The following is a 21545-nucleotide window of genomic DNA, read 5'->3' on the forward strand; positions in this document are numbered from 1 at the left end:
TTAACTACTGCTAAAGTAGCATTATTAACTTGAGTTGTTACAGTATTAGTTGTTACAGGTGTTAGTCCATCTGCAGAAACTGTAGCTATATTTGGAATAGGATTTGGATTTGGGAATACATTACCTACTTGTACTTTCCATGTTATTGTAACTAATTGTCCTTGAATTACTGTTGGTATAGATATTCCAGTTTCAGGATTAGTTCCTGTAAATGTTACTCCTGCTGGAGCACTTGTTACAGTTAACGAACCTGGTACAAATGTGGTTCCATTTGGTATTGTATCCTGAACAAATATATTATTTACTGGAGCTGTACCTGTATTGTTTAAAAATACAGTATAGGTTACTATTTCACCAAAATTTGCAAAACTCTTATCAACAGATTTAGTTACTTGTGCTACTCCAACACGGGTAAATACAGTATTACTATCTTTTGTAACTTGAACTGGAGGATTTAAAGGATTTACGATATATTGATAATTAATAGTAGCCTTATTTGGCATTGGATTCGGATTTGGTAATACATCTATAGTTACTGTAAAGATTATAGTTCTTGTCTGTCCTGGTGTTATCGGCCCAATACTTATTCCTGCATTTGGGTCTGCTGCTGGTTGCTGAATACCATCTATAATAACTGATGTTGGTACAAATGTTGTTCCATTTGGCACTATATCTGTTAATGTTACTGGATTTGCATTAGTACTTCCTACATTACTTACAGTAATAGTATAAGTTACTAATTCTCCAACAACTGCCTCTGCTTTATTAACAGACTTAACAATATTTAAATCAGCATTATTAACAAGAGTTGTTACAGTATTCGTATTAAACTCTGGTATAAGCGGTGAACTTACTCTACCTATATTTGGTATTGGATTAGGATTTGGTACCGTATTACCAATTTGTACTTTCCATGTTATTGTTACTACTTGTGATGGCGCTATAGAATTTATTGTTACTCCTGTTTCTGGATTTGTTCCTGTAAATGTCACCCCAACTGGAGCGCTTGTTACAGTTAATGAACCTGGTATATACGCTGTTCCTGCTGGTATTGTATCTTGAAATAGTACATCATTTAAAGCTATTGTTCCTTCATTTATTAGTGTAACTGTATAAGTGATTATATCATTTATATCTGCAAAAGCTTTATCTACTGATTTAAGAACATTTAAATTTGGGGTCTCTATATTTGTTGAAACCTGATTAGTTGTATCCTTTCCAGTTATTATCTCCCCAACAACTGCTTCAAAAGTATAATCAATAGCTCCATCATTAAATACTTGTGGTGGAGTTGGTGGAGTTGGTGGTAGTGAATTAACTTTTACTGTAAATTTAATTGTAACAGTTTCATTAGGAATTATAGTTCCTAAATTTATTCCAGTCTGCGGATCAGCTACTGGCTGAGAAATATTATTTATAGTTACTGAACCTGGTACAAAACTTGCCTGAGGTTGTATTGTATCTGTAAATATAACATTATCTGCATTAATTATACTTATATTAGTCATAACAATTGTATAGGTTAATGTATCTCCAACATAAGCATCTGTTTTATCAACATTTTTAGTTAATGTGAATATTGGTTCTAATGCATTTACCTGCAATCCAACAGAACTATTTACATAAGAATCACCAATTGTTGTTAATCTAATAACTGCGCTAGTTTGATTGTTTAATAATTCATTACTAACATCTACTGATGTTATATCCCAGCCTTGTCTTGCTGCTGGATAATTTATTCTCTGAAATGAATCCTGATTGCTAGTTCCAAATGTTCCACTAGTGTCCAATAGTCCATTATTGCCATTTATTTGACTCCCAAAGAAGTTATTATTAGGATTATTCGGTGCTGTTCCTGGATTTGGATTTATTGAAGGTACAATATTTCCTATATTAACTAAAGACCCTGTATTTGGTCCAAATAAGGCTTGGTCTCCAGGTATATTTGCATCTCCCTCTCCTGATGATAAAAATAATTTTCCTGCAACAGCTCCTGTTGTAGCTGTTGCAAGTCCTGTTACGTTTATATCCTGCGGTAGACCAGCTGCATTAACTAAAGTATCATTTACCCATAAATCAAGATTTCTAACTGGTAATGAATCATTTCTATACGCAATCATTAATGTCCAACCTAAAAAATCTTGTGGAGTTACATTATTAGGTGGGGTAAATGGAGGAATTGTATTCACCGAATTACCAATTGCTCCTGGAACAGCCCCTACTGTATAAGTTCCTGCCCCACCTGCTTGAACTAATGAAGTTACATCTGCATTTGCAATATAATAGGTATTTGCTGAACCTGTAGCTATAACTGTTTTTACTAAGTTAGCTGTTATTTGTGTAGTCCCAACCGGACTTGTGAAGTTAATAGGATCATTTAAATTCCCTAATACATTTCCATTTTGATTTATTGCCGTACCTGCCCAAACCAACTCAGCATGAAGAACTGTACTTCCTGAAAGTATATTAGCTATAGCAGAAGATGAATTTTGTAAATAACTATCTGTAGTTCCTTGAGGCCATCCTCCTGGAGCTGTAAGATTTTGAGTTGTAATAAAAGTTCCTATGCTATCAACTGCACCTGGCCCTGGAAGTAATGGTGGTGTTGTTCCCGTAGGCAATGGAACTACTAATGTTGAATAACCCGCTAACCCTAACGTATTACCAGTAAAAATTATTTCTCCTCTTTGTACTGATGAAAAAACATTTGTTAACGCCATAATATCACCTCTTTCTTAAATTTTTTAACAGGCTTTAACGTCTAAAAATAACATTACACATTTGTGAATATTTCTACAATCAAGCATCCTCCAAGTAACATCCTCCACATATGGTATAACTCTTAATCTTTGTGACTTCAATAAATTACAAATAGGTTTTCCATTTAACTCAGAAGGTACTATTACAAACATACTTTTTAAAGTTTCATAGTGAGCTGCATGAACAGTCTGTGTTGCTTCATTTGCAACATAAGTTAACTTTTCCTTTAACCTTACTTCAACTACTAATTTAGTACCAGATAACTTTTGACCTTCTACTGATACCCCCTGTTCAGTTTCAACAGTTCTAATATTTTCTATTTCTGCCCATACTATCACCTCTAAAGGCCTTTCCATATCTGGCTTTTGACAAGGAATTGTTAGTACCTCGCAAATAGCTTCTTCCTTAAAATATTTAGGATCCGCTGGAAGCCCTGTCTGCATACAACTTTTAAAATTAGCTATCATATAACCACCTCCTAACAAATTTCAGCATTTATCATCATAGTTATATTACTATAAATACATCTATCACTTAATTGCTCTGAGTATATATCTTCTATTGATATAGTTGGGAAAACTACTGCTATTGGATTAAATTCTTCTGGCATTACTATATACTCACAAAATGGTATTATATTGTGAGCAGTATGAACGCTTTGTTCTTTCTCTAGCGCTACATATTCATACTTCATTTGAATCTCCCCCATAATAACAAGCTTAAATCCAGTTAAAACTTGACCTTCTAATGATTTTGCCTTTGGGGTTTTTATTATTTTATAATTACTAATTTTCACCTGTCCCCACACTTTTACAATTTGTTCTATATCTGGCTTAACAACTGGTATACAAAACGTATTATCAACATTAAATTGTTTAAAATTCCCATTTGTATAACTACAAGTTTCTATTCCATAATATTGAATCAAATTTCTACTTACAGTAACCATAACACTCCTCCTTATACTAAAAAAATTATGTGACTTTTACAAAATGTCACATAATGTATTATATTCAGGTATAATTAAAGTGTTATTAATTTTATTTAGCTTTTAAAAATAAGGCCTATTCGTAAATACATCCTATCACTTTATAATTTATGAACCTTGTTAATATGATTAAATACTTCCTTTTCATTTTGACATATATCTACATTTAACATTATTGTTACGTTTGTATAAATACACCTAGTACTTACTTTATTTGTGTCTATATCCTCTATTAGTATCATTGGATGCAATATTTCACATATATTAAACATTTCTGGCATAACCACACTTCCAGCAAATGGGACTCTATTATATACTGTATGAACATTTTGTTTTTTTTCCAATTCAACATATTGATATTCTAATTGTAGCTCTCCCATTATCAACAACTTATAACCAGTGAGGATTTGTCCCTCTAAGGACCTTCCAACTGGTGTTTTTATTAATTTATATTTATATACTTTTCCATTAACACCCACCTTTACAATCTTTTCTATGTCTGATTTATTTACTGGTATACAAAATGTATTATCTATGTTCATTGCTCTAAAACTTCTATTTGTGTATCTGCAAGTTTCAATTCCTTCATAATGAATTAGATCTCTAATAACTTTAGCCAAATCAACTATCCCCTTTTCTAAATTATATATAATTTATAATATTCCAATATATTAAATAAAGTTAATACCATTTATTCTAATTTAATTCTGACTTATAATTTAATTCTGATTTTATATAATTTAATATAATATCAGCTTAAAAATATACGATGATAAATTAGCTCGTGTTTAATTTGTTACTTTAAAGTAACAAATTAAATTAATGAGTATATTATATAAAGAGAACTATTTAATCCGAACATTTAACATTTTCTTACTAGAAGGAGAATAAATAATTGAGTAAAAAATTTAATTGTATTACTGATAAATTTATAGATAAAACTAATGAGTTTTTACAAGTTAATAAAAAATTAAGCTTAGAGTATACCATCATAGTTGAGTATATTTTTGATAATAGCTATGTAGATATAGATATATGTAAATGTACGGACGATTACAAGTTAGATATTATATTAAAAACTAAAGAAATAGTAAAAATATGTGGAATAGTGAAAGATTTAGAAGGCAAAATAGTTGAAGGTCAAATTGTTACTTTGCTTAAGGAAATTCACAGAGGGTATGGCGTAGATAGAATTCAAGATGGAGATGCCATTACAGATTCTAGTGGGATGTTTACTTTTATAAGGAAGGATATTACTCCAGGGATAACCTATAAAGTAATAATATATTAAATATAAATTTGTTTTAGATAATAACTTACAAAATAGTAGCAAATTCGAAAAACAAAAATACATTAATATAGAAATATATTTTCTCAGGAGGATTTGAAAAATGAATAAAGAATATTCATCTTATAACAATTCAATAGATTACTCTATAGAGGCAGCAGCAGACTTCTATATGGATGATCATGATAACTATAAAAAGCCTAATTATCAGCATAGGGATTGTAAACCTAATGATAATGCTCCAGTAAAAAGTTGTGATGATAACATTTCAGTTATAGGAAATAGTGTTAACTTTTGTGTTAATAGTAAAGATAGTGAAATTAAAGCTGATGTAATAGTTGGATATAGAAATTCAGTAAGAGTGTGGGGACAAGTTAAAGATTGTGATGGAAAACCAATTGGCTGTGCATATGTTAAGTTAGTAAAAATGACATCTAATGGATTAGTTGGAATTGCACACACAGTTTCTGATTGTTTGGGATTCTATCAATTTGATATTTGCCCATGTACAGATGGATGTGATTTCACTATCATAGTTGGTAAGGCTGCAACTGGACCAGAGAGATCAGTTACTTCAGGATTTAGAGGGTTGAATTGTGGATCAACTGTATGTGAAGATAGTTGTGGTCCATGTGCTAACCCATGTCAAAAACCTTGTAAATAAAGGCTTTATCTGCTAGAATAAGCTTTTCTACGTAACTCTTTTAAAATTAAGAGATACTATAAACTATAAATAACTTTATGTAAATTGAATAAATATGAACTCCTTCTTGGTGATAATTAATATATCAACTAATTACCAAGGTGGAGTTTTTACTATGTCATTTTTTTAAAGTTATTTTAAGCTCATATTAATTCTCTTAAATTATCAATTCAAATGAGGTTTTATAATCACTTGAATATTGGTTTAAAGGGATCCTGGAAGGGGCATTAAATAAAAGTTTATATTATAAATTAACAAATAAAAAACTTCAACAAAGGTTCCCCAATGTTAAAGTTCTTAAAAAAGTCTTCTATTTCAGTGTATTATCCTTACTATTTAGTAAATATATCCAGTAAGTTGAAAGCATAATACAAATCAAAATATCTTTAATTGTTTATAAGAAGAAATTTTAGATACACAAAGTTTTCTTACAGGGTCAAAGATAATAATTTACCTCATTTACAATAATTATCTTTATTTATTATAAATGAGGATTTTAAAAAATCTATACTACAAATACCTTAACAAAGACATGTAGATATTAATTTTCTAGCCATTACCATTACAATCTTTGCATAAGCAATCTTCAAACATTTCAAGTTTAGCTTGTAATACCATTTCAAGTCTAGTAATAGTATTCACCATGGATTGAACTGATTTATTTACTGCAAGCAATTCATCAGAAGATTTAGCGTTAGCAACTACTTTTTGAATCTTTTCACCCTCCGCATTTAAAATATGTGAAAGGGCAGTTTGCTCTAAAGCAACTGATTCTATAATATCTGTAATGGCTTGACATCTTGTTGTTTCACTAGGTGTAATAATAGGCATTCCCATTTTGTAATTCCTCCATAGAATTTATTTTCTATATCCTTATTCAATATATTTTATGACTTTATGTCGATATTTGTTACTAAATCAATTTATAATTTATAAGTTTTAATAAGTTGTCAATTTAAGCTTCCATAAAAGCATTTATCGTTACAATGATTTGATTTTTTATCACACAATTTTTTCTTACAATAATTTCATTTAAAGCACAATTCTTTTATAGTTATACTACAATTTCTCTTATCTGAATCGAGCTTAAATATTTTATTATTGAATCATTATACTGAATCCCAACACATTTTTCATCTAAATCATAACAAGTTCAAAATAATTTATAGGATTGTTAATCCCAATATTTATTTACATACATTTAGTTAGATTATTCATACAAAATACCTGGTATATATTATTACTTTATTATATGTAAATTTTAATAATCTGTGTTCACTTTATACGAAACCTATTGTGAAATTTTGTCACAAAGTAAATAAATATGTCATATATTATTATGTGAATAAATCTATTGATGAAATATAAGGAGAAAATATATGGCGCAAATAACTAAAACAGTCAATAAGACTACAGTTAATGGCTCTGAGATATTTATATATACAATAAATGCAGCATATAGTGGACTAACTCAACCAGCTCAAGAAGGAAAAATTATTGATTTTTTCCCAAGTAAAATTCAGTTTATTTTGCCTCCAATCGGCGGACAAATAAAGAGTATTACTAGTACACCAGTTTCAGGAGGAACAGAGGTTAGCTTTAACTTAGGATCTGTTACTGCAGGAACATCTTTATCATTTACTATTGCGTGCTCATTTGGACCTGGTAGAGTAGATAATGATAGCTTTACTAATACTGCAAATTTAATTGCAGATGGAGTAGTAGTAGCACAAGGGTCTGCACCAACAGTAAATCTAAATCTTGACGAGAACTTCGTTCTAACTAAATTTGCCCAACCGTCAAACATTGTAAATCCAGGTGATGAAATCACCTTTATTTTATCACTTACTAACAATAATGATCCAGGTGCTTCAATAACTAATGTAACTATAACAGATGTACTTCCATCTGAGTTAACACCTGTTACAACATTTATACCAATAGGTAATGATGTTCCTTCTGGTGGTTATTCAGATCCATCAGCAAATGGTTTAACTGGCAGCTGGAGTGGAAAAACTCTTACTTTTAATCTTCCAAAATATAATGGTGCTCGCTATGATGTTATGTTTAAAGCAACGGTATCCTCAACAGTTACTCCGGGGCAAAAATTTGTTAATACTGGGAAATGGACGATAAATGGCACTTCAAGAAATGATGCTCTTTTAACTTTATCTGTTTATGACCCATCTGCTGCCGGATTTGATTTTTATAAATTTGGAACTCGAACTACAGTGGTAGGAGGACCTATTGACTGGCAAATTGTAAATACTAATACTGGAAATGTTACTCTAAGTAACTATATACTTGAGGATTTTATTCCTAATGAAGTGGATATAAGTTCTTTCCGTTTAGATGCATCTACTGGATTAGTTAATTATAGTATCTATATAGCTCTTGCATCAAATCCATCAAATTATATTCCAGTAATTCAAAATATTGCAAATGGACCATATCCACTTACTGATTTGACACCATTCATTCCACTAGGTGATAGAATAGCTAAAATAAAATTAACAGCTCAAAATTTAAATGTAGCAAATTCAGGTCATAACCTTATAATCAATGGGATAACAAATTCATCAGCTATTATGGGATCACAATTTACTAATAGAGCAGTTGCAACCTCTGGTAATATAAGCAAAACTGCACTATGGGATACAAACGTAAATGGAGCTTCAGATTTACGTGTAGTTAAAGGATTCAGTCCATCACAACCTGCTTATTATCCACTAGAAGAATTTGAAGTAATAATTACTGGAGATGCAGCAAATACAATTACAATAGAACCAATCTTTGCAGATTTAATGCCTACTGGTTTAAGATATGTAAAGGATAGTGAGTATTTTATATATTACGACATCGTAACAGGTAAATCTTACGATTCAAGGCAACCTGGTTTTCCTATTCCCCTACCTACACGTGATATAATTACAAATTTTGCTGGAACAGGTCAAACTTTATTACGTTGGTCTTTCTTTAATTTTATTCTTCCAACTAGTAGCGGAATTAGTGTAGTTTTTAAGGCCTTTGTAGAAATTAATCCACCTACATCATTTACTAATAAAGTATGGGAAGGTATGCCTGGAAATATTGCACTATTTGTTTACAATGAAGTAAATGACCCACTTGATGTTGATGCTGATGGTCTTACACTAACTGATAGACTTTCTTATGCAGAAGCACAAGGAGTTGTTTTAACAACATCTGAATTCTCTTTAAAAAAACTTGTCAAAGGTGAAAAGGATTTAGATTATACCAACAGCGGTTTAACAGTTCAAGGTGGAAAAATTAATTATAAATTACAAGTCACTAACAATCAACCTATAGATTTGAAAGATATTGAAGTAGTAGATATACTCCCTTATGTTGGTGATACAGGCGTTATTTTAACTAGTTCCCCAAGAGGATCACAATTTGATGTTTATGCAACTTCAATAATAACGGCTGAAATTGTAAATGTAATTGGTGATCCAGTTGATCCAAATCCTGAAATAATAATCCAATATTCAACAAGCACTGATCCAAAACGTTTCGATGAACTTGGAAATCCAATAGGCACAGGAGACTGGACTTCAGTACCACCATCAGATATCACAACTTTACGCTCAGTTCGTGTGACCACAGGAGCAAATGTTATATTAAAACCATATGATCGTTTAATAGTTAGTCTTGGTGCTAAGGCTCCTGTTGGAGTAGCTATTGGAAAAATTGCATATAACTCTTATGCAGTTAGAGCTAATAAAATAGTAAGTGGCACTCTAGAACCATTGCTTCCAACAGAACCAAATAAGGTATCCGTTACAATTATAGGAAATACTCTTGGATCTATTGGTGATTTTGTTTGGTTAGATTTAAATCAAAATGGAATATACGATTCAACTGAGCCTGGCGTTAATGGTATAATCGTAGAATTATATTCAGATACTGGTGTATTACTCCAAAAAACTGTTACAGCTAATAATAATAATGGTAAACCAGGCTTTTACTTGTTTACTGATCTTATAGACGGTATATATCAAGTTAAGTTTACTCCAAGTAGCGACTATACCTTAACACAACAAAAATCCGGAGAAATAAATGGAAGCATGCCTGATCCTATAACAGGATATACAGCATATATTACTATGTCTAATAGTCAACAGATTTTAAATATTGATGCAGGTGTCATTACAAATAACTTAGCAAGTATTGGTGATTTTGTTTGGAATGATTTAGATGAAAATGGAATATATGATCAAGGTGAACCTGGCATTAATGGTGTAACTGTTGAATTATATTCTGATAATGGAACACTACTATCTACAACTATAACCACTAATGATTCAAATGGTAATCCAGGATACTATATCTTTAATGGACTATCCTCCGGTAACTATAAAATTAAGTTTATTCCTTATGGAGACTTTCTTTTAACTCAACAAAAAGTTATCGAACCTAATGGAAGCCGTCCAAATCCAAATACTGGATTAACTAATATTATTATTCTAGGAAAAAATGAAATAAAAACTGATATAGATGCTGGCATCTACGAAAAGAAATGTACCCCTCCTGTAATCAATGCAACTAATAAATGTATTCATGTTGGAGATGTTTTCGATCCGATGAATGGAGTTACAGCAACTGATTGCAATGGAAATGATATTACAAGTTCAATAGTAGTAACTGATAATACAGTAGACACATCAAAACCAGGAATTTATAATGTTAGTTATAGCGTTACTGATAAAAAAGGCCAAACAACAATCAAAACTATTTATGTTAAAGTTTGCAAGAATGATGAGCGTCATCAAGCAATTAGCGATATATTTGAATCAGTAGCACTTGAACAAACAGCTTTAGCTCATATTTTGAATGCTGAAGGGGAAAAAATTCAAAAAGGAAAAGAGTTGAATTTATCTTCTGCTGAAATGATTAAAATTAATAAATCAGTCGAAGATATGACAAATACAGTAATACAACTTGAGATGGTTTTAGAAGGAAAATTAAGATTATTTAAAGATGTAATATGTAAGGGCGACTGTTGTGATGATAATTAGCTAGGTATATTTATATAAAAATAAAATAACCCTCTCAGAATTTGAGTGGGCTATTTTATTGAGCCTAAACATGTAAATAATTTTGTGTAAACTGAATAAAATTATTTACATATTCTACATAAATTAATGTTTATATACTAAACATTAATTTTATAATAGTTTTATAAAATTTTTAATTTAATTGGATGCTATTTTTTGTTTTGAACTTCATATATAGCTCCTTCAATTATATTTCCATATTTAAATTCACTACTTTGAATCTTATTTACAGCATCCCCTGTAAATGGAATATATTCTATATCAAAGGAATAATCCTTTTTATAATAAATATAATCCTTTAAAACTACTCTTTTTAACTTTAGCTCATCTAATGCTGTAATTATTCTCTTTCTTTGAAGATCTATTCTCTTTGTTCCCCAAAATATACTTCTACTAAATTCCATAAGGGCAATATTTTGATTATAACCTAGTCCTTCTACTGCTCTTTTCATTCTATTTTTTTGGAACATTACAGCTAACTGCTGTGCATCAGCACTTAAGTTGCTATATGTATTATCATAAAAGTTAATTGTATTATCCTTTATAAATACTTCTTCTATAATTCCACTTAAATAAACTGTAGCTTTTTTTCTAGTTCCAACACCTTCAATTTTTGCTTCAAAGAATACCCCATTAACAGAATGTCCTTCAAAATTATATGATATTTTCATACTAGCTATTTTAGCTATACTATCTTCTACCATATTTCTATACTTAGTTTGATTTTTATATCCTAAATCTTGAACTATATCTGCAATATATTTTTCAATTTTTTTACCTGAAAAAACTTCATAAAAATGTTGATAGAAATATAAAATTATCTTTTTATCAAAATTATTAAAGGTTTTTAAAGTCTTTAAAATAGCCATCTTAGCTACTATATCTCCAACATTTGATACTTCTTCACCATTTTTAATCTTTAAAAATGTTTCATGCTCAAGCTTTAAAAGTAGCTCTTCTTGGCTTATACCATCACTATAAATAAGCTTATCAATAGTTGAAGGAACTATTGTATCTAACTGAAGGTCAAGTTGTTCTCCCTCAGTTTTTTCAAAGAACTTAATTCTATTTGTAGTATCTATAGCTATCTCCCCCATTATAGACGGAACTCTAGTTATTTTTATATCTTTAAAGAAATTGCTAGATAGCTTTAATATATCATTTTTAAAAGCTATTTTTATAGATCTTTTTTGTCTATAAGCTAAGTATTGGTATTCCGTTAATAGCTTACTTTCATCCTTTTGCCACTCATTTAATTTAGTCAATAAATTATCTTTATATTCTCTATAATTTTTACATTTAAAGTTTCTTTTAAACTCTTGTGCTGTACTTACTCCATTTAAAACTTGTGAATATTGAAGTTCAACAAAGTTTATCTCCTTATTAAATGGACTAGTAGGATCTGAAATTACCTTAGTATTCCAGTTTTTCTTTGTGTTTACCATAGTTCTTTTTAGATTTTTGACTATGATATCCCTCATACTTTTATCATTTAATTTTCTTATATCCCCATTTATAGAGTTATAAAAAATATCAAAATCCTCATTTACTACTTTTTCGTATTTTTCTTTAAATTGCTCCTCAATCTGTACCTTAAACTCATTCATGTCCATAGTCTCACCACCTTTTTTTCCTAAGTGATATAGTTTTTAATATAATGATTATATCATGTTACATAAAAATTAAAAATCCATCTTTATAAATATCATAGTATTTCTCCAAATAACTCCTTACCAACATTATAATAAAATGCCCTTGGGATATTATATCCCAAGAGCATTTTTATATTTTTCTAACTATTTAAAAAATATTCTTACTTTATTGTTCTTACATTTATAGAAGCAGGTTTAGATTTTTCACCATTTTTATATTTGCTTACTACCTTAAATCCATAAATACTATTAGCTTTTAATCCTTCTACATTATAGCTATTTGTATTTACTTTTTTTAATAGCTTACCATCTTTATATATTTCATATCCTATTAATCCAACTTTATTTTCTGGTTCATTCCAACTTAGATTTACAGAATTACTTGTTATTTCTAATGTCTTTAAATTTGATGGCTTTGATACTACTATATCTTCTGGCTTTTCATATGCTGGAGGTAATTCTACATCTCCTTCTAGTCCCATTATTTGGAATTCATAAATTCTTGCAGCTAAGTCATCTCCTTGTGTAGCCTTATCTACTCTAAGTCTAACATATCTAGCCTTTGCTACCTTAGCATTATCCATTGTTTCTTTTTCTTTATTTCCTACAACCTTAATAAATTCTGTGTAATTTACACCATCACTACTTACTTCTACAGTATAAGAATGAGTGTTAGAACCTGCTGCTTCTCCACCACTTTCTGCATGCTTTATTCCAATTTCACTTATAGTATTTATTGAACCTAAATCTACAGTTAATGTATGAGGGCCATATCCTACTGCACACCATTTAGTTCTTCCATTATTATCAATAGCATATTTAGGTGCTTCTGATGAAACTACATAGCTTGATGCCGTTGCTGTTTTTCCAATAGAAAGATTTTTCTTATTTTCAGTTGCAGAATCTATTACTGTAACTAACCCTTGTTTTACTTCTACATCTTCACCTAAGTTATTTTTTCCCTTTAAGGTTACAGAATAAACCCCTTCCTTTTCATAAGTTACAGTTGGATTTGTTTCTGTACTATACTCTATATTTGCTCCTTCAAATATCCATTCAACATCACTAGTTACAATTGAACTTAAATTAGTAAATTTAACTTCTTCCCCTGGTGATACTAATGTGCTTGATACCTTAAATTCAGCTTGTGGATATGGATCATAACTCATAGCTTCTTTTATAAAGGCTAAAGCAGTTTTTTCTGAAACCCTTGAACCATTGCTTAAGTTATATATATTTCCTTCTAAAATTCCTTTTAATCTATTAGCTTCATCATCATTATTATCTACTTTAGCATTAATATAATCTAAGGCTACCTTTCCATTTTCGCCTAATAACTTTAATTTAGATAAGTTTGAATTACATTCTTGAAGTACATTACTTGGTAAATTTCCCTTTAAAGTATCTGCAGCCACTACCATATTATTAAATTCTGAATATAGAGCTTCCATTTCTTTAGATACATCACCATTTTTAGCAAGCTTTGTCCATAATAAATCCATGGTTTCTCTTACTTCTGGAGCATCTTCTCTTCCTGTTCCCCATGCTGCATCCATTCTAGTTGAATGATTAGCAAAAACTTTCATCCATGGAGCTAAGTCTCCAAATTGCATTTCTATAGCCTTATTCCAAGCCTTATCATAATCATATTCTGAAGTATTCCATGAATAATCAGCTCCTGTAGATAATGTTATTTTTGAAAGGTCTGCATGCTCCATTGGATTCATTGTAAAGAAGTTTACTTCTCCTTCTAAAGCCTTATCTAATCCATAAACAGGCCCAAGAGCTAATTTTGATTTCATATAATCTGTAACAGGATAGTTCCACCATATTCCCATTCTCTTTCCATATATTGAATTAACAAAGTTAACGTTTTCTAAATCTATTCCTTCTGGAACTACTAAGCTACCAGTCCACATTACTTCAATATCAGGGCTTAAAGTTTTAGAAAAGTTTATAGTATATTGATTTAAATTATCTATAGGACCCATTGATTGAGTATCATATTCTGTAGGAACTGTAATAAGTGGTTTTACATCTCCCTTAGCCTTTATAAATTCATCATTAAACCTATTTAATAGTGAAGCTTGTTTTACTCCATCTCTATTATTTATATCATCATAAAATATTGCAAAGCTTCTTACTCCCATTTGATATAGTGATTCACATTTATTTATAAGAGCCTGAAAATCTGATTCCCCTGCTGCTCCATCAAATCTAATATCTATACCAGGTGATAATGCAAATACAAAATCAACCTTATTTTCCTTTGAAGTGTCTATTAATTCCTTCATTCTAGCCATTTGACTTTCTGGATAAGGTTGTCTCCATTGTGTCCTATGATAAGGATCATCCTTTGGAGCATAAATATAAGTATTCATTTTTTGGTCACCATAAAACTTAATTTGATTTAATCTATCTTGCTGACTCCATGGGTTACCATAAAAACCTTCAACTATACCACGAGTTCTCATAGAAGGCTCATCCTTTATAATAACTTCTTCAACAGTAATAGTATTTTCCTTATTTTCTATAAGCTGATCTAAAGTTTTAACTCCATAAAAAGTACCATCACCGTCTTTTCCTTCTATTAAAATAGTTCCAGCCTCTTTACTTCCATCAACAGCTAGTACATACCCTTCATCCTTTAAATCTGAAATGTTATTTAATCCTAATTTTTCCTTTTCAGCATCCATTTCAGATATATTATCATCAACTTCTCCTATAATAAGTGTAGTTGATTCTTCATTATAGTCTTCATTAATAGTTATATTATTTTCAGTTAAAAATTCAGTTAAAATTCTTAAGGCATCCTTATCAGCAACATCAGAGCCCTTTATATTTACAGAGCTAGTTAATGTTACAGTTCCATCACTTACTTCTATTTCTTGTGGAACAGGATTTAATCTTGAAACTACCATATCTTTTTTAGACATTTCATTAGATGTAGCATCTACTTTTGTAATAGTTAATCCATTAATAATAAAAGTAGCTGCCATTACTACAGTAATTAATTTACTTATCATTTTTCTTTTCATTTCTTCCTCCAAACCTTATATAAAATCTAATTAGTAATGCTTTCCCACTATAATACTATGCTTGGATTATCCAAAATATTTATTATGTAACTAAGTTATTATTAATTTTTTTCATAAATCATCTAATTGTTAAATACTTTCTATATATAATTAATATTAATTTTAAATATAGCCTATGTTTTAAACTAGTGTTGATAACATTTATATTATTAAGGATGAAAAAGTAAGAGTTTTATATAAAATACCTTTTTCTTATCTTTATTCTATTAATAATAGTAACCTAAGTTAATTCTATTGAATTGATAATTATTATCAATTATAATTGTTTTTTTATTGTATTTAGGGTACTATATTAAATATAGGCTCTTTAATTACATATTGTTATTCATTGCAATTAAAGCTACTACATAGATAAGCCTATATATTAAATTAAAAGGAGGAATTATTATGTCCGTATACTTAATAACTTATCACTTACAACAACCAGTGCATGAGGAATGTGCTACAACTCAATCTTCAGAAAGCTGTTCTCATGAAGGGTGTGGATGTACAAGTCATGCTAGTGAGCATAATGCTCATAGTGAATGTTCAGTAGACGAACAAGCTCACCAACATGGTGAAGACTGTGACTGTGGTGATCCTAACTGTACTCCTGGTGGCGATGCTGATTATGATTTAGTTTTAGAAATAGAATGTTTAGGTAAGTGGGCTCACTTTATGCCAACAAGTTATCTTGTAAGTTCAAAATTTACAGCTGATGAAATATTAGAAAAATTAGCACCAAAAGTTGGTGCTAGAGATTTACTATTTGTATCAAAGGTTGATGCAAATGATCTTGCTTGTTTAACTCCACAAGTTAAAGAATGGATTCTTAGCGTTCAATAATAAATAAAGTAAAGTGCCTCCATATTTTCGAAAATATTGGAGGCACTTTGCTTTATTTATTTTTAAATATTTATTTTGTAAACACCTTTATTTCTGCAATTGCTACCCAAGTACCTAGATATCTTATTACATTAGCATTTCCTACAAAGGTAACCCTTATTTTTTCTATAGTATTATTTACTGGAATTTCATAAGCCCTGTTTAATTCTTTTTGCTGATGCTTATTTAAACTTAAACTCCATTAAATCTCCATTTGGAGTTGAATGTCTTCCTTACCCAACTAATGCAAAATCATCACCGGCTTCAGTTAAAGATACATATACCTCAAATCTTAATGGAAATCCTTTTCCTTTTCCTCCATCTTATCTAGTAGGATAAACTATTCTTATTATCTTTTTCATTAATTAAATTGTTAATACAATTATTTTTCTTTTATTTATCAATCCCAATACATATAAGCTTATCAGTACCTTCATATGTTTATAATTTAGTTATTGATCATTATAAGTTTTTAACCGTCAGCTAGTACCTTTTTTGAGTTTTTACTCCTATTCTAGTACTCTCAATGAGTTTTTAACTTTCAGCTAGTACTTTTATTGAGTTTTTAACCTTCAGCTAGTACCTTTCTTGAGTTTTTATTCTTAATCTAGTACTCTTCATGAGTTTTTAACTTTCAACTAGTACCTTTCTTGAGTTTTTACTCTTAATCTAGTACTCTTCATGAGTTTTTAACTTTCAGCTAGTACCTTTCTTGAGTTTTTAATCCTATTATAGTACTCTTCATGAGTTTTTAACTTTCAGCTAGTACCTTTCTTGAATTTTTACTCTTAATCTAGTACTCTTCATGAGTTTTTAACTTTTAACTAGTACCTTTCTTGAGCTTTTACTCTTAATCTAGTACTCTTTATGAGTTTTTAACTTTCAGCTAGTACCTTTCTTGAGCTTTTACTCTTAATCTAGTACTCTTATGAGTTTTTAACTTTCAACTAGTACCTTTCTTGAGTTTTTACTTTTAATCTAGTACTCTTCATGAGTTTTTAACTTTCAGCTAGTACCTTTCTTGAGTTTTTACTTTTAATCTAGTACTCTTCATGAGTTTTTAACTTCTACCTAGTACCTTTCTTGAGCTTTTACTCTTAATCTAGTACTCTTTATGAGTTTTTAACTTTCAACTAGTACCTTTCTTGAGTTTTTATTCTTAATCTAGTACTCTTCATGAGCTTTTGCCCTTAAACTAGTACTCTTAGTGAAGTTTTATTTTATTACTAGTACTTTTTATGAGTTTTTAACTTTTTTTTAGTACTTTTCGTGAGTTTTTTACATTTATCTAGTACCTTTTTTGAGTTTTTGTGTATAAGCTAGTACTTATTATGAGTTTTTGCGCATAATTTAGTACCTTTCGTGAATTTTTTTTGTTTTTTAGTTTGTTTTAACATTTTTTGGTGTTTAAAGATGTTTTATATAATTAAAATCATATAAATTCAACTTTTTTTAAGATTTTATAAAAAATTTTTACTGGAAATTTTATGGTTAAATATGGGTTCTTTGCACGTGAACTAGTACCTTTTGTGAGTTTTCGTGTTTTTCCATTTCAAACCTATTTAATTGTTGTTTCTATCTTGTAAAAAAATGCGTTTCTTTGCTTGAAATCTAGTACTCTTCGTGAAAAATTTTTTTTATTTTTATGAATCTATCTAATTTGAGAAATCCATCTGCCTCAAACCCAGTGTTTAAGCCATTCCTTTTCTTTAACATCAAACTAGTACCTTTTGTGAACTTTTTTTGAAAACCCAGTGTTTAAGCCATTTCTTACTTCTAACTTTGCCTCTAACCTAGTACTTTTTGTGAGTTTTTTAGTGGTTTTGCCTTTTAGTTTAATCTCTATTACAATACATGTATGATTAGAATTAGGCTAATTAAATTTATAAATAGGAGGTAAGTAAGTGGCTACTAAATTATACAATTCACATTTAAGTACAATTTTATTAGAGTGCAATGAATACTACATTTTAGATACTTATATTTCATTAGTTCATATATCTAGTGAAGTAAATAGCAAGTATTTAATCCAAACTTTTAGTGATTCTAAAGCTGATGTTATATCTTTAGTTAGAAAATACGTAGCTGCATCTTACAAGACTATTTATAATTGTATTGAAAAGCTTATTGATCTTAATATATTAAAGTACGATGATACTTTGCTTAGCTGGACTTTAGTTAACATGGAAATGATGACTAAGTCTAAAAGTGATGCATTTGATTCATTAGATGAAGCTACAAAGGTTACTGGATATACTCATATTAGGAACTTCTTCTTTACTAATGAATTTTCAAAGATGAAAGCAAGAGAAAAAAGGCTTATGATTTATCTTGCACAGCTTTCAGATTCTAAATCTTCAAAATTCCATAATGAATTTTCTATGAATCTTTTAAAACCTAATAGTGCTTGGTTAAAGGTCCTTAGAACTAAGTGTAAGTATTATGCTAAATATACTATTGAAAAAATGCTGCAAAATCATTCAGATCTTTTTACTAATAAAAGTAATGAATTTAGAGAAAAAGACTTAGCTCCACGAAAAAATAAAAACTTTAAATTCTTCTTTGATTGCTTAAAAATTAAAAATAAAGCAAAGGAAGATGAAACTATAGAGCTAGTTAAGATAAATAATCCTAATGAATACAACCTTATAAAAGAAAAAATGACTTTTGCTGAAGTTACTTTAACAAAGCAAAAAGTTATGCATTTAATTAGGGCTATATCTAATTTAAAAGAATGGTTTTTAAAAGAACGTGTTGTTCAGCTTATAATAAATAAATTTAGAGCTATCCAAGTTCATAAAAGTAGAGAAGATATTAAATCACTTCCTGCTTATGCAGCTGCTGTAGTTAGAAGTGTAGTAAATGAATATAAAGAATTTAAAACTAACTTAACCTTAGCAAATATTAAAAGCTATGAAATTGGAGAGCATTTTATACAACAAACAAAAAATTCAATTACAGATCTCTTATCATCAGATATTGAATTTTCATTATCTTTAATGTAAGTCTATTAATTTACAAAATAATTAATAGGCTTATTAGTGTTTATATCAATTCTTAAATTACCCCAAAGTATTCTAGAAATTATCTTTTACTAAACTACAAGCCTCTAACCCCTTCATTTTTTCTACAAAATTCTAAAATAATTAATAAATATCAGTTTATATATCAATTATTATGTTAAGTAACTAAGTATAATTAGTTACTTTTTTTATTTATTATTTAAAATATTCCCATCTATACTATGACTTTTTGAATTATAATTTTATCTTATGTAAAGTTATAAAATAATTAAATAGACATATAAAATTTATTAATCAATGTGTTTAATATGTTGATAAACTAATTAAAATTAATATAAATAGTATAAAATTTACAGTATTTTTCTTTAAAAATTTAATCTTCTATAGCCATTGATTTTAAAGGCTTCTAGGACATTTTCATCATACTATAAATTGTATGTATATAATATTAATAGTATGATAATAAATAAATTGTAAGATTAGATATAAACTTAAGTTAAGATAGAAACTGTAAGATTAGATATAAACTAGATTATTTTATAATAGGGGTAAGATTTAAAACTAACTAATAATAATCTACTAGTTAGTTTTAATCTTTAGTTAGGATTTTTTATTATATAAAGTAAGTACGTTTATTTTAATATTAGCCATGAATACTATATTTTAATCAAAATCTTTTTAAAAACATTAAATTTTATATTTCTTGTGCATACAACTATAAAAGTAATTCAGTTCAATTCACTACTATGCTTGGAACAATCTTAATATTTAACCAGATACTACTACTTCTCAACTTATTTCAAATATATTTGCATTAGTAAGCCTATATGGAAGTACTATTAATGTTACAAGATAGTTTAATTATACTGTAGGAAATATCCTCTGTGCTTTAAGATGAGATAACGGTCTTAATTTTGGAGATATAGAAAGTAATTATCTTGATTGTATATAAGTATTAGTGTATAAGAATTCCTCTTTAAGTTATTTAAAGTTTAATTTTTGGGTTATGTTTTTAGGAGTAGTTCAAAATACAGCTGTAGATCTTCCTATTAGTGTATTTACAACATATAGCACTGCACTGATACAGTTAGCTCTAGAATAGCGGTTTAAGTTGGCGTCGGAGATAGTTTATGTACTAGTTGCATTAGTAGGAGTGCAAATAGATGTTAATTCAGCTAATTTGACACCTTTTACAAAAGTTGTAGACAAAGCCTTTTGATTTTAGGAGATTCATTGACTTATGAAATTACACTTAAAAATTAAGATTAGTATCTGCAAATAATTCTATTTTTGTAGATACAATACCAATATGGACTAAATTTATTTAAGTATTAATGGGATTCCTCAAAGTTTCTCTTCTACTCTACCTAGAATTTCATTAGGTCATATAGGCTATTTGGCTGCTGTTACTATATCATTTAGGGTTATTGTGAATACAATTCTAGCATCTAAAGCTATCACTAACTAAGGGGGATTTGATATAGTTTTATAAGTAAATCAATCTTAGCTTCTATAAATGCATTTAATTATAGTTAATAATAAGCCTCTACTTTAAGTTAGTCCATCTATATGACTTATTATTCGAAACATAGCTCTTAATATAACATCAACAATTCAATATAGTGAACAAGTCACATGTATTTAGAAAAGTCCTAATTGATTCATTAGGACTTTTAATTATATTAAACTAAGTTATTATTGATGTTATGACTTAAGATAGATTAGGTAAAGTTATAATATTTTGATTTGTATATACTTAATATTGCTATTTATTAATCATATATGCTTATTAAATAGCAATATATATTTTAAAATGAATTAAATTATAATTTTATATAAATGAAAATAAAATATAATAGTATTAATATAATATTCAATATTAAATGAATTAAAATTATATTTATAATGAAGTACATATAAAATATTATTTTAATAAAATAATAAATGATAATAACAAAAATATAAACTAATAAATAATAATATTAAATAATAAATATAAATACTATTATTATTTATATATTATTTAATTAATATACAGTAAATTAATAATACACATAAAATAGCAAAACAATTAATAATTATTAAATATTAAAT

The 21545-nt window shown here is 28.7% G+C and carries 12 protein-coding genes; 5 read left to right on the top strand and 7 right to left on the bottom strand.

The features are described from left to right. From ACRDBA_RS12610 to ACRDBA_RS12625, 4 genes are all read right to left on the bottom strand, one after another. The coding region (locus ACRDBA_RS12610) for a DUF7619 domain-containing protein (RefSeq protein ID WP_438573277.1) at window positions 1-2720 on the bottom strand (2720 nt) is incomplete at its 3' end. Between the two features lie 24 nt (window positions 2721-2744). Next, a complete protein-coding gene (locus ACRDBA_RS12615) occupies window positions 2745-3227 on the bottom strand; it encodes a hypothetical protein (RefSeq protein ID WP_438573278.1) in 483 nt (160 codons plus the stop codon). Window positions 3228-3238: 11 nt separating this feature from the next. Continuing rightward, window positions 3239-3709 (bottom strand): DUF3794 domain-containing protein, encoded by a 471-nt coding sequence (locus ACRDBA_RS12620; RefSeq protein ID WP_438573279.1) that lies wholly within the window; start codon window positions 3707-3709, stop codon window positions 3239-3241. A 140-nt stretch (window positions 3710-3849) separates the two neighbouring features. Further along, a complete protein-coding gene (locus ACRDBA_RS12625) occupies window positions 3850-4368 on the bottom strand; it encodes a hypothetical protein (RefSeq protein ID WP_438573280.1) in 519 nt (172 codons plus the stop codon). A gap of 275 nt (window positions 4369-4643) precedes the next feature. On the opposite strand from ACRDBA_RS12625, the gene ACRDBA_RS12630 reads away from it, so the two are divergent. After that, window positions 4644-5039, top strand: coding sequence for a hypothetical protein (locus tag ACRDBA_RS12630; RefSeq protein ID WP_438573281.1), 396 nt, complete (start codon window positions 4644-4646; stop codon window positions 5037-5039). A gap of 100 nt (window positions 5040-5139) precedes the next feature. Next, window positions 5140-5700, top strand: a complete 561-nt coding sequence (locus ACRDBA_RS12635; protein WP_438573282.1) for a hypothetical protein — start codon at window positions 5140-5142, stop codon at window positions 5698-5700. 588 nt (window positions 5701-6288) lie between these two features. Here the strand turns inward: ACRDBA_RS12635 and ACRDBA_RS12640 are convergent. Then, on the bottom strand, window positions 6289-6576 hold the full coding sequence (locus ACRDBA_RS12640; protein WP_438573283.1) for a hypothetical protein: 288 nt from the start codon (window positions 6574-6576) through the stop codon (window positions 6289-6291). Between the two features lie 542 nt (window positions 6577-7118). Here ACRDBA_RS12640 and ACRDBA_RS12645 point away from each other — a divergent pair. After that, on the top strand, window positions 7119-10775 hold the full coding sequence (locus ACRDBA_RS12645) for an SdrD B-like domain-containing protein (protein WP_438573284.1): 3657 nt from the start codon (window positions 7119-7121) through the stop codon (window positions 10773-10775). Window positions 10776-10963: 188 nt separating this feature from the next. Here ACRDBA_RS12645 and ACRDBA_RS12650 read toward each other — a convergent pair whose 3' ends face one another. Both ACRDBA_RS12650 and ACRDBA_RS12655 read right to left on the bottom strand, forming a co-directional pair. After that, the gene (locus tag ACRDBA_RS12650) at window positions 10964-12427 is read right to left on the bottom strand and encodes a hypothetical protein (RefSeq protein ID WP_438573285.1); all 1464 of its coding nucleotides are present in this window, start codon (window positions 12425-12427) and stop codon (window positions 10964-10966) included. 200 nt (window positions 12428-12627) lie between these two features. Continuing rightward, window positions 12628-15504, bottom strand: coding sequence for a beta-N-acetylglucosaminidase domain-containing protein (locus ACRDBA_RS12655; protein WP_438573286.1), 2877 nt, complete (start codon window positions 15502-15504; stop codon window positions 12628-12630). 447 nt (window positions 15505-15951) lie between these two features. Here ACRDBA_RS12655 and ACRDBA_RS12660 point away from each other — a divergent pair, with 447 nt between their 5' ends. Then, window positions 15952-16389: a hypothetical protein gene (locus tag ACRDBA_RS12660; RefSeq protein WP_438573287.1), complete on the top strand. Its 438-nt coding sequence runs from the start codon at window positions 15952-15954 to the stop codon at window positions 16387-16389. 1943 nt (window positions 16390-18332) lie between these two features. Then, window positions 18333-19433, top strand: coding sequence for a hypothetical protein (locus ACRDBA_RS12665; protein ID WP_438573288.1), 1101 nt, complete (start codon window positions 18333-18335; stop codon window positions 19431-19433). Window positions 19434-21545: the final 2112 nt, after the last annotated feature.

Source organism: Clostridium sp., from assembly GCF_051654825.1.
In the GTDB taxonomy this organism is placed as follows: domain Bacteria; phylum Bacillota; class Clostridia; order Clostridiales; family Clostridiaceae; genus Clostridium.

Bases quoted from the DNA above. Each gene is read 5' to 3' on its own strand.
- ACRDBA_RS12645 (WP_438573284.1), top strand. From the start codon at position 7,119: ATGGCGCAAATAACTAAAACAGTCAATAAGACTACAGTTAATGGCTCT.
- ACRDBA_RS12655 (WP_438573286.1), bottom strand. From the start codon at position 15,504: ATGAAAAGAAAAATGATAAGTAAATTAATTACTGTAGTAATGGCAGCT.
- ACRDBA_RS12640 (WP_438573283.1), bottom strand. From the start codon at position 6,576: ATGGGAATGCCTATTATTACACCTAGTGAAACAACAAGATGTCAAGCC.
- ACRDBA_RS12660 (WP_438573287.1), top strand. From the start codon at position 15,952: ATGTCCGTATACTTAATAACTTATCACTTACAACAACCAGTGCATGAG.
- ACRDBA_RS12650 (WP_438573285.1), bottom strand. From the start codon at position 12,427: ATGGACATGAATGAGTTTAAGGTACAGATTGAGGAGCAATTTAAAGAA.
- ACRDBA_RS12620 (WP_438573279.1), bottom strand. From the start codon at position 3,709: ATGGTTACTGTAAGTAGAAATTTGATTCAATATTATGGAATAGAAACT.
- ACRDBA_RS12615 (WP_438573278.1), bottom strand. From the start codon at position 3,227: ATGATAGCTAATTTTAAAAGTTGTATGCAGACAGGGCTTCCAGCGGAT.
- ACRDBA_RS12635 (WP_438573282.1), top strand. From the start codon at position 5,140: ATGAATAAAGAATATTCATCTTATAACAATTCAATAGATTACTCTATA.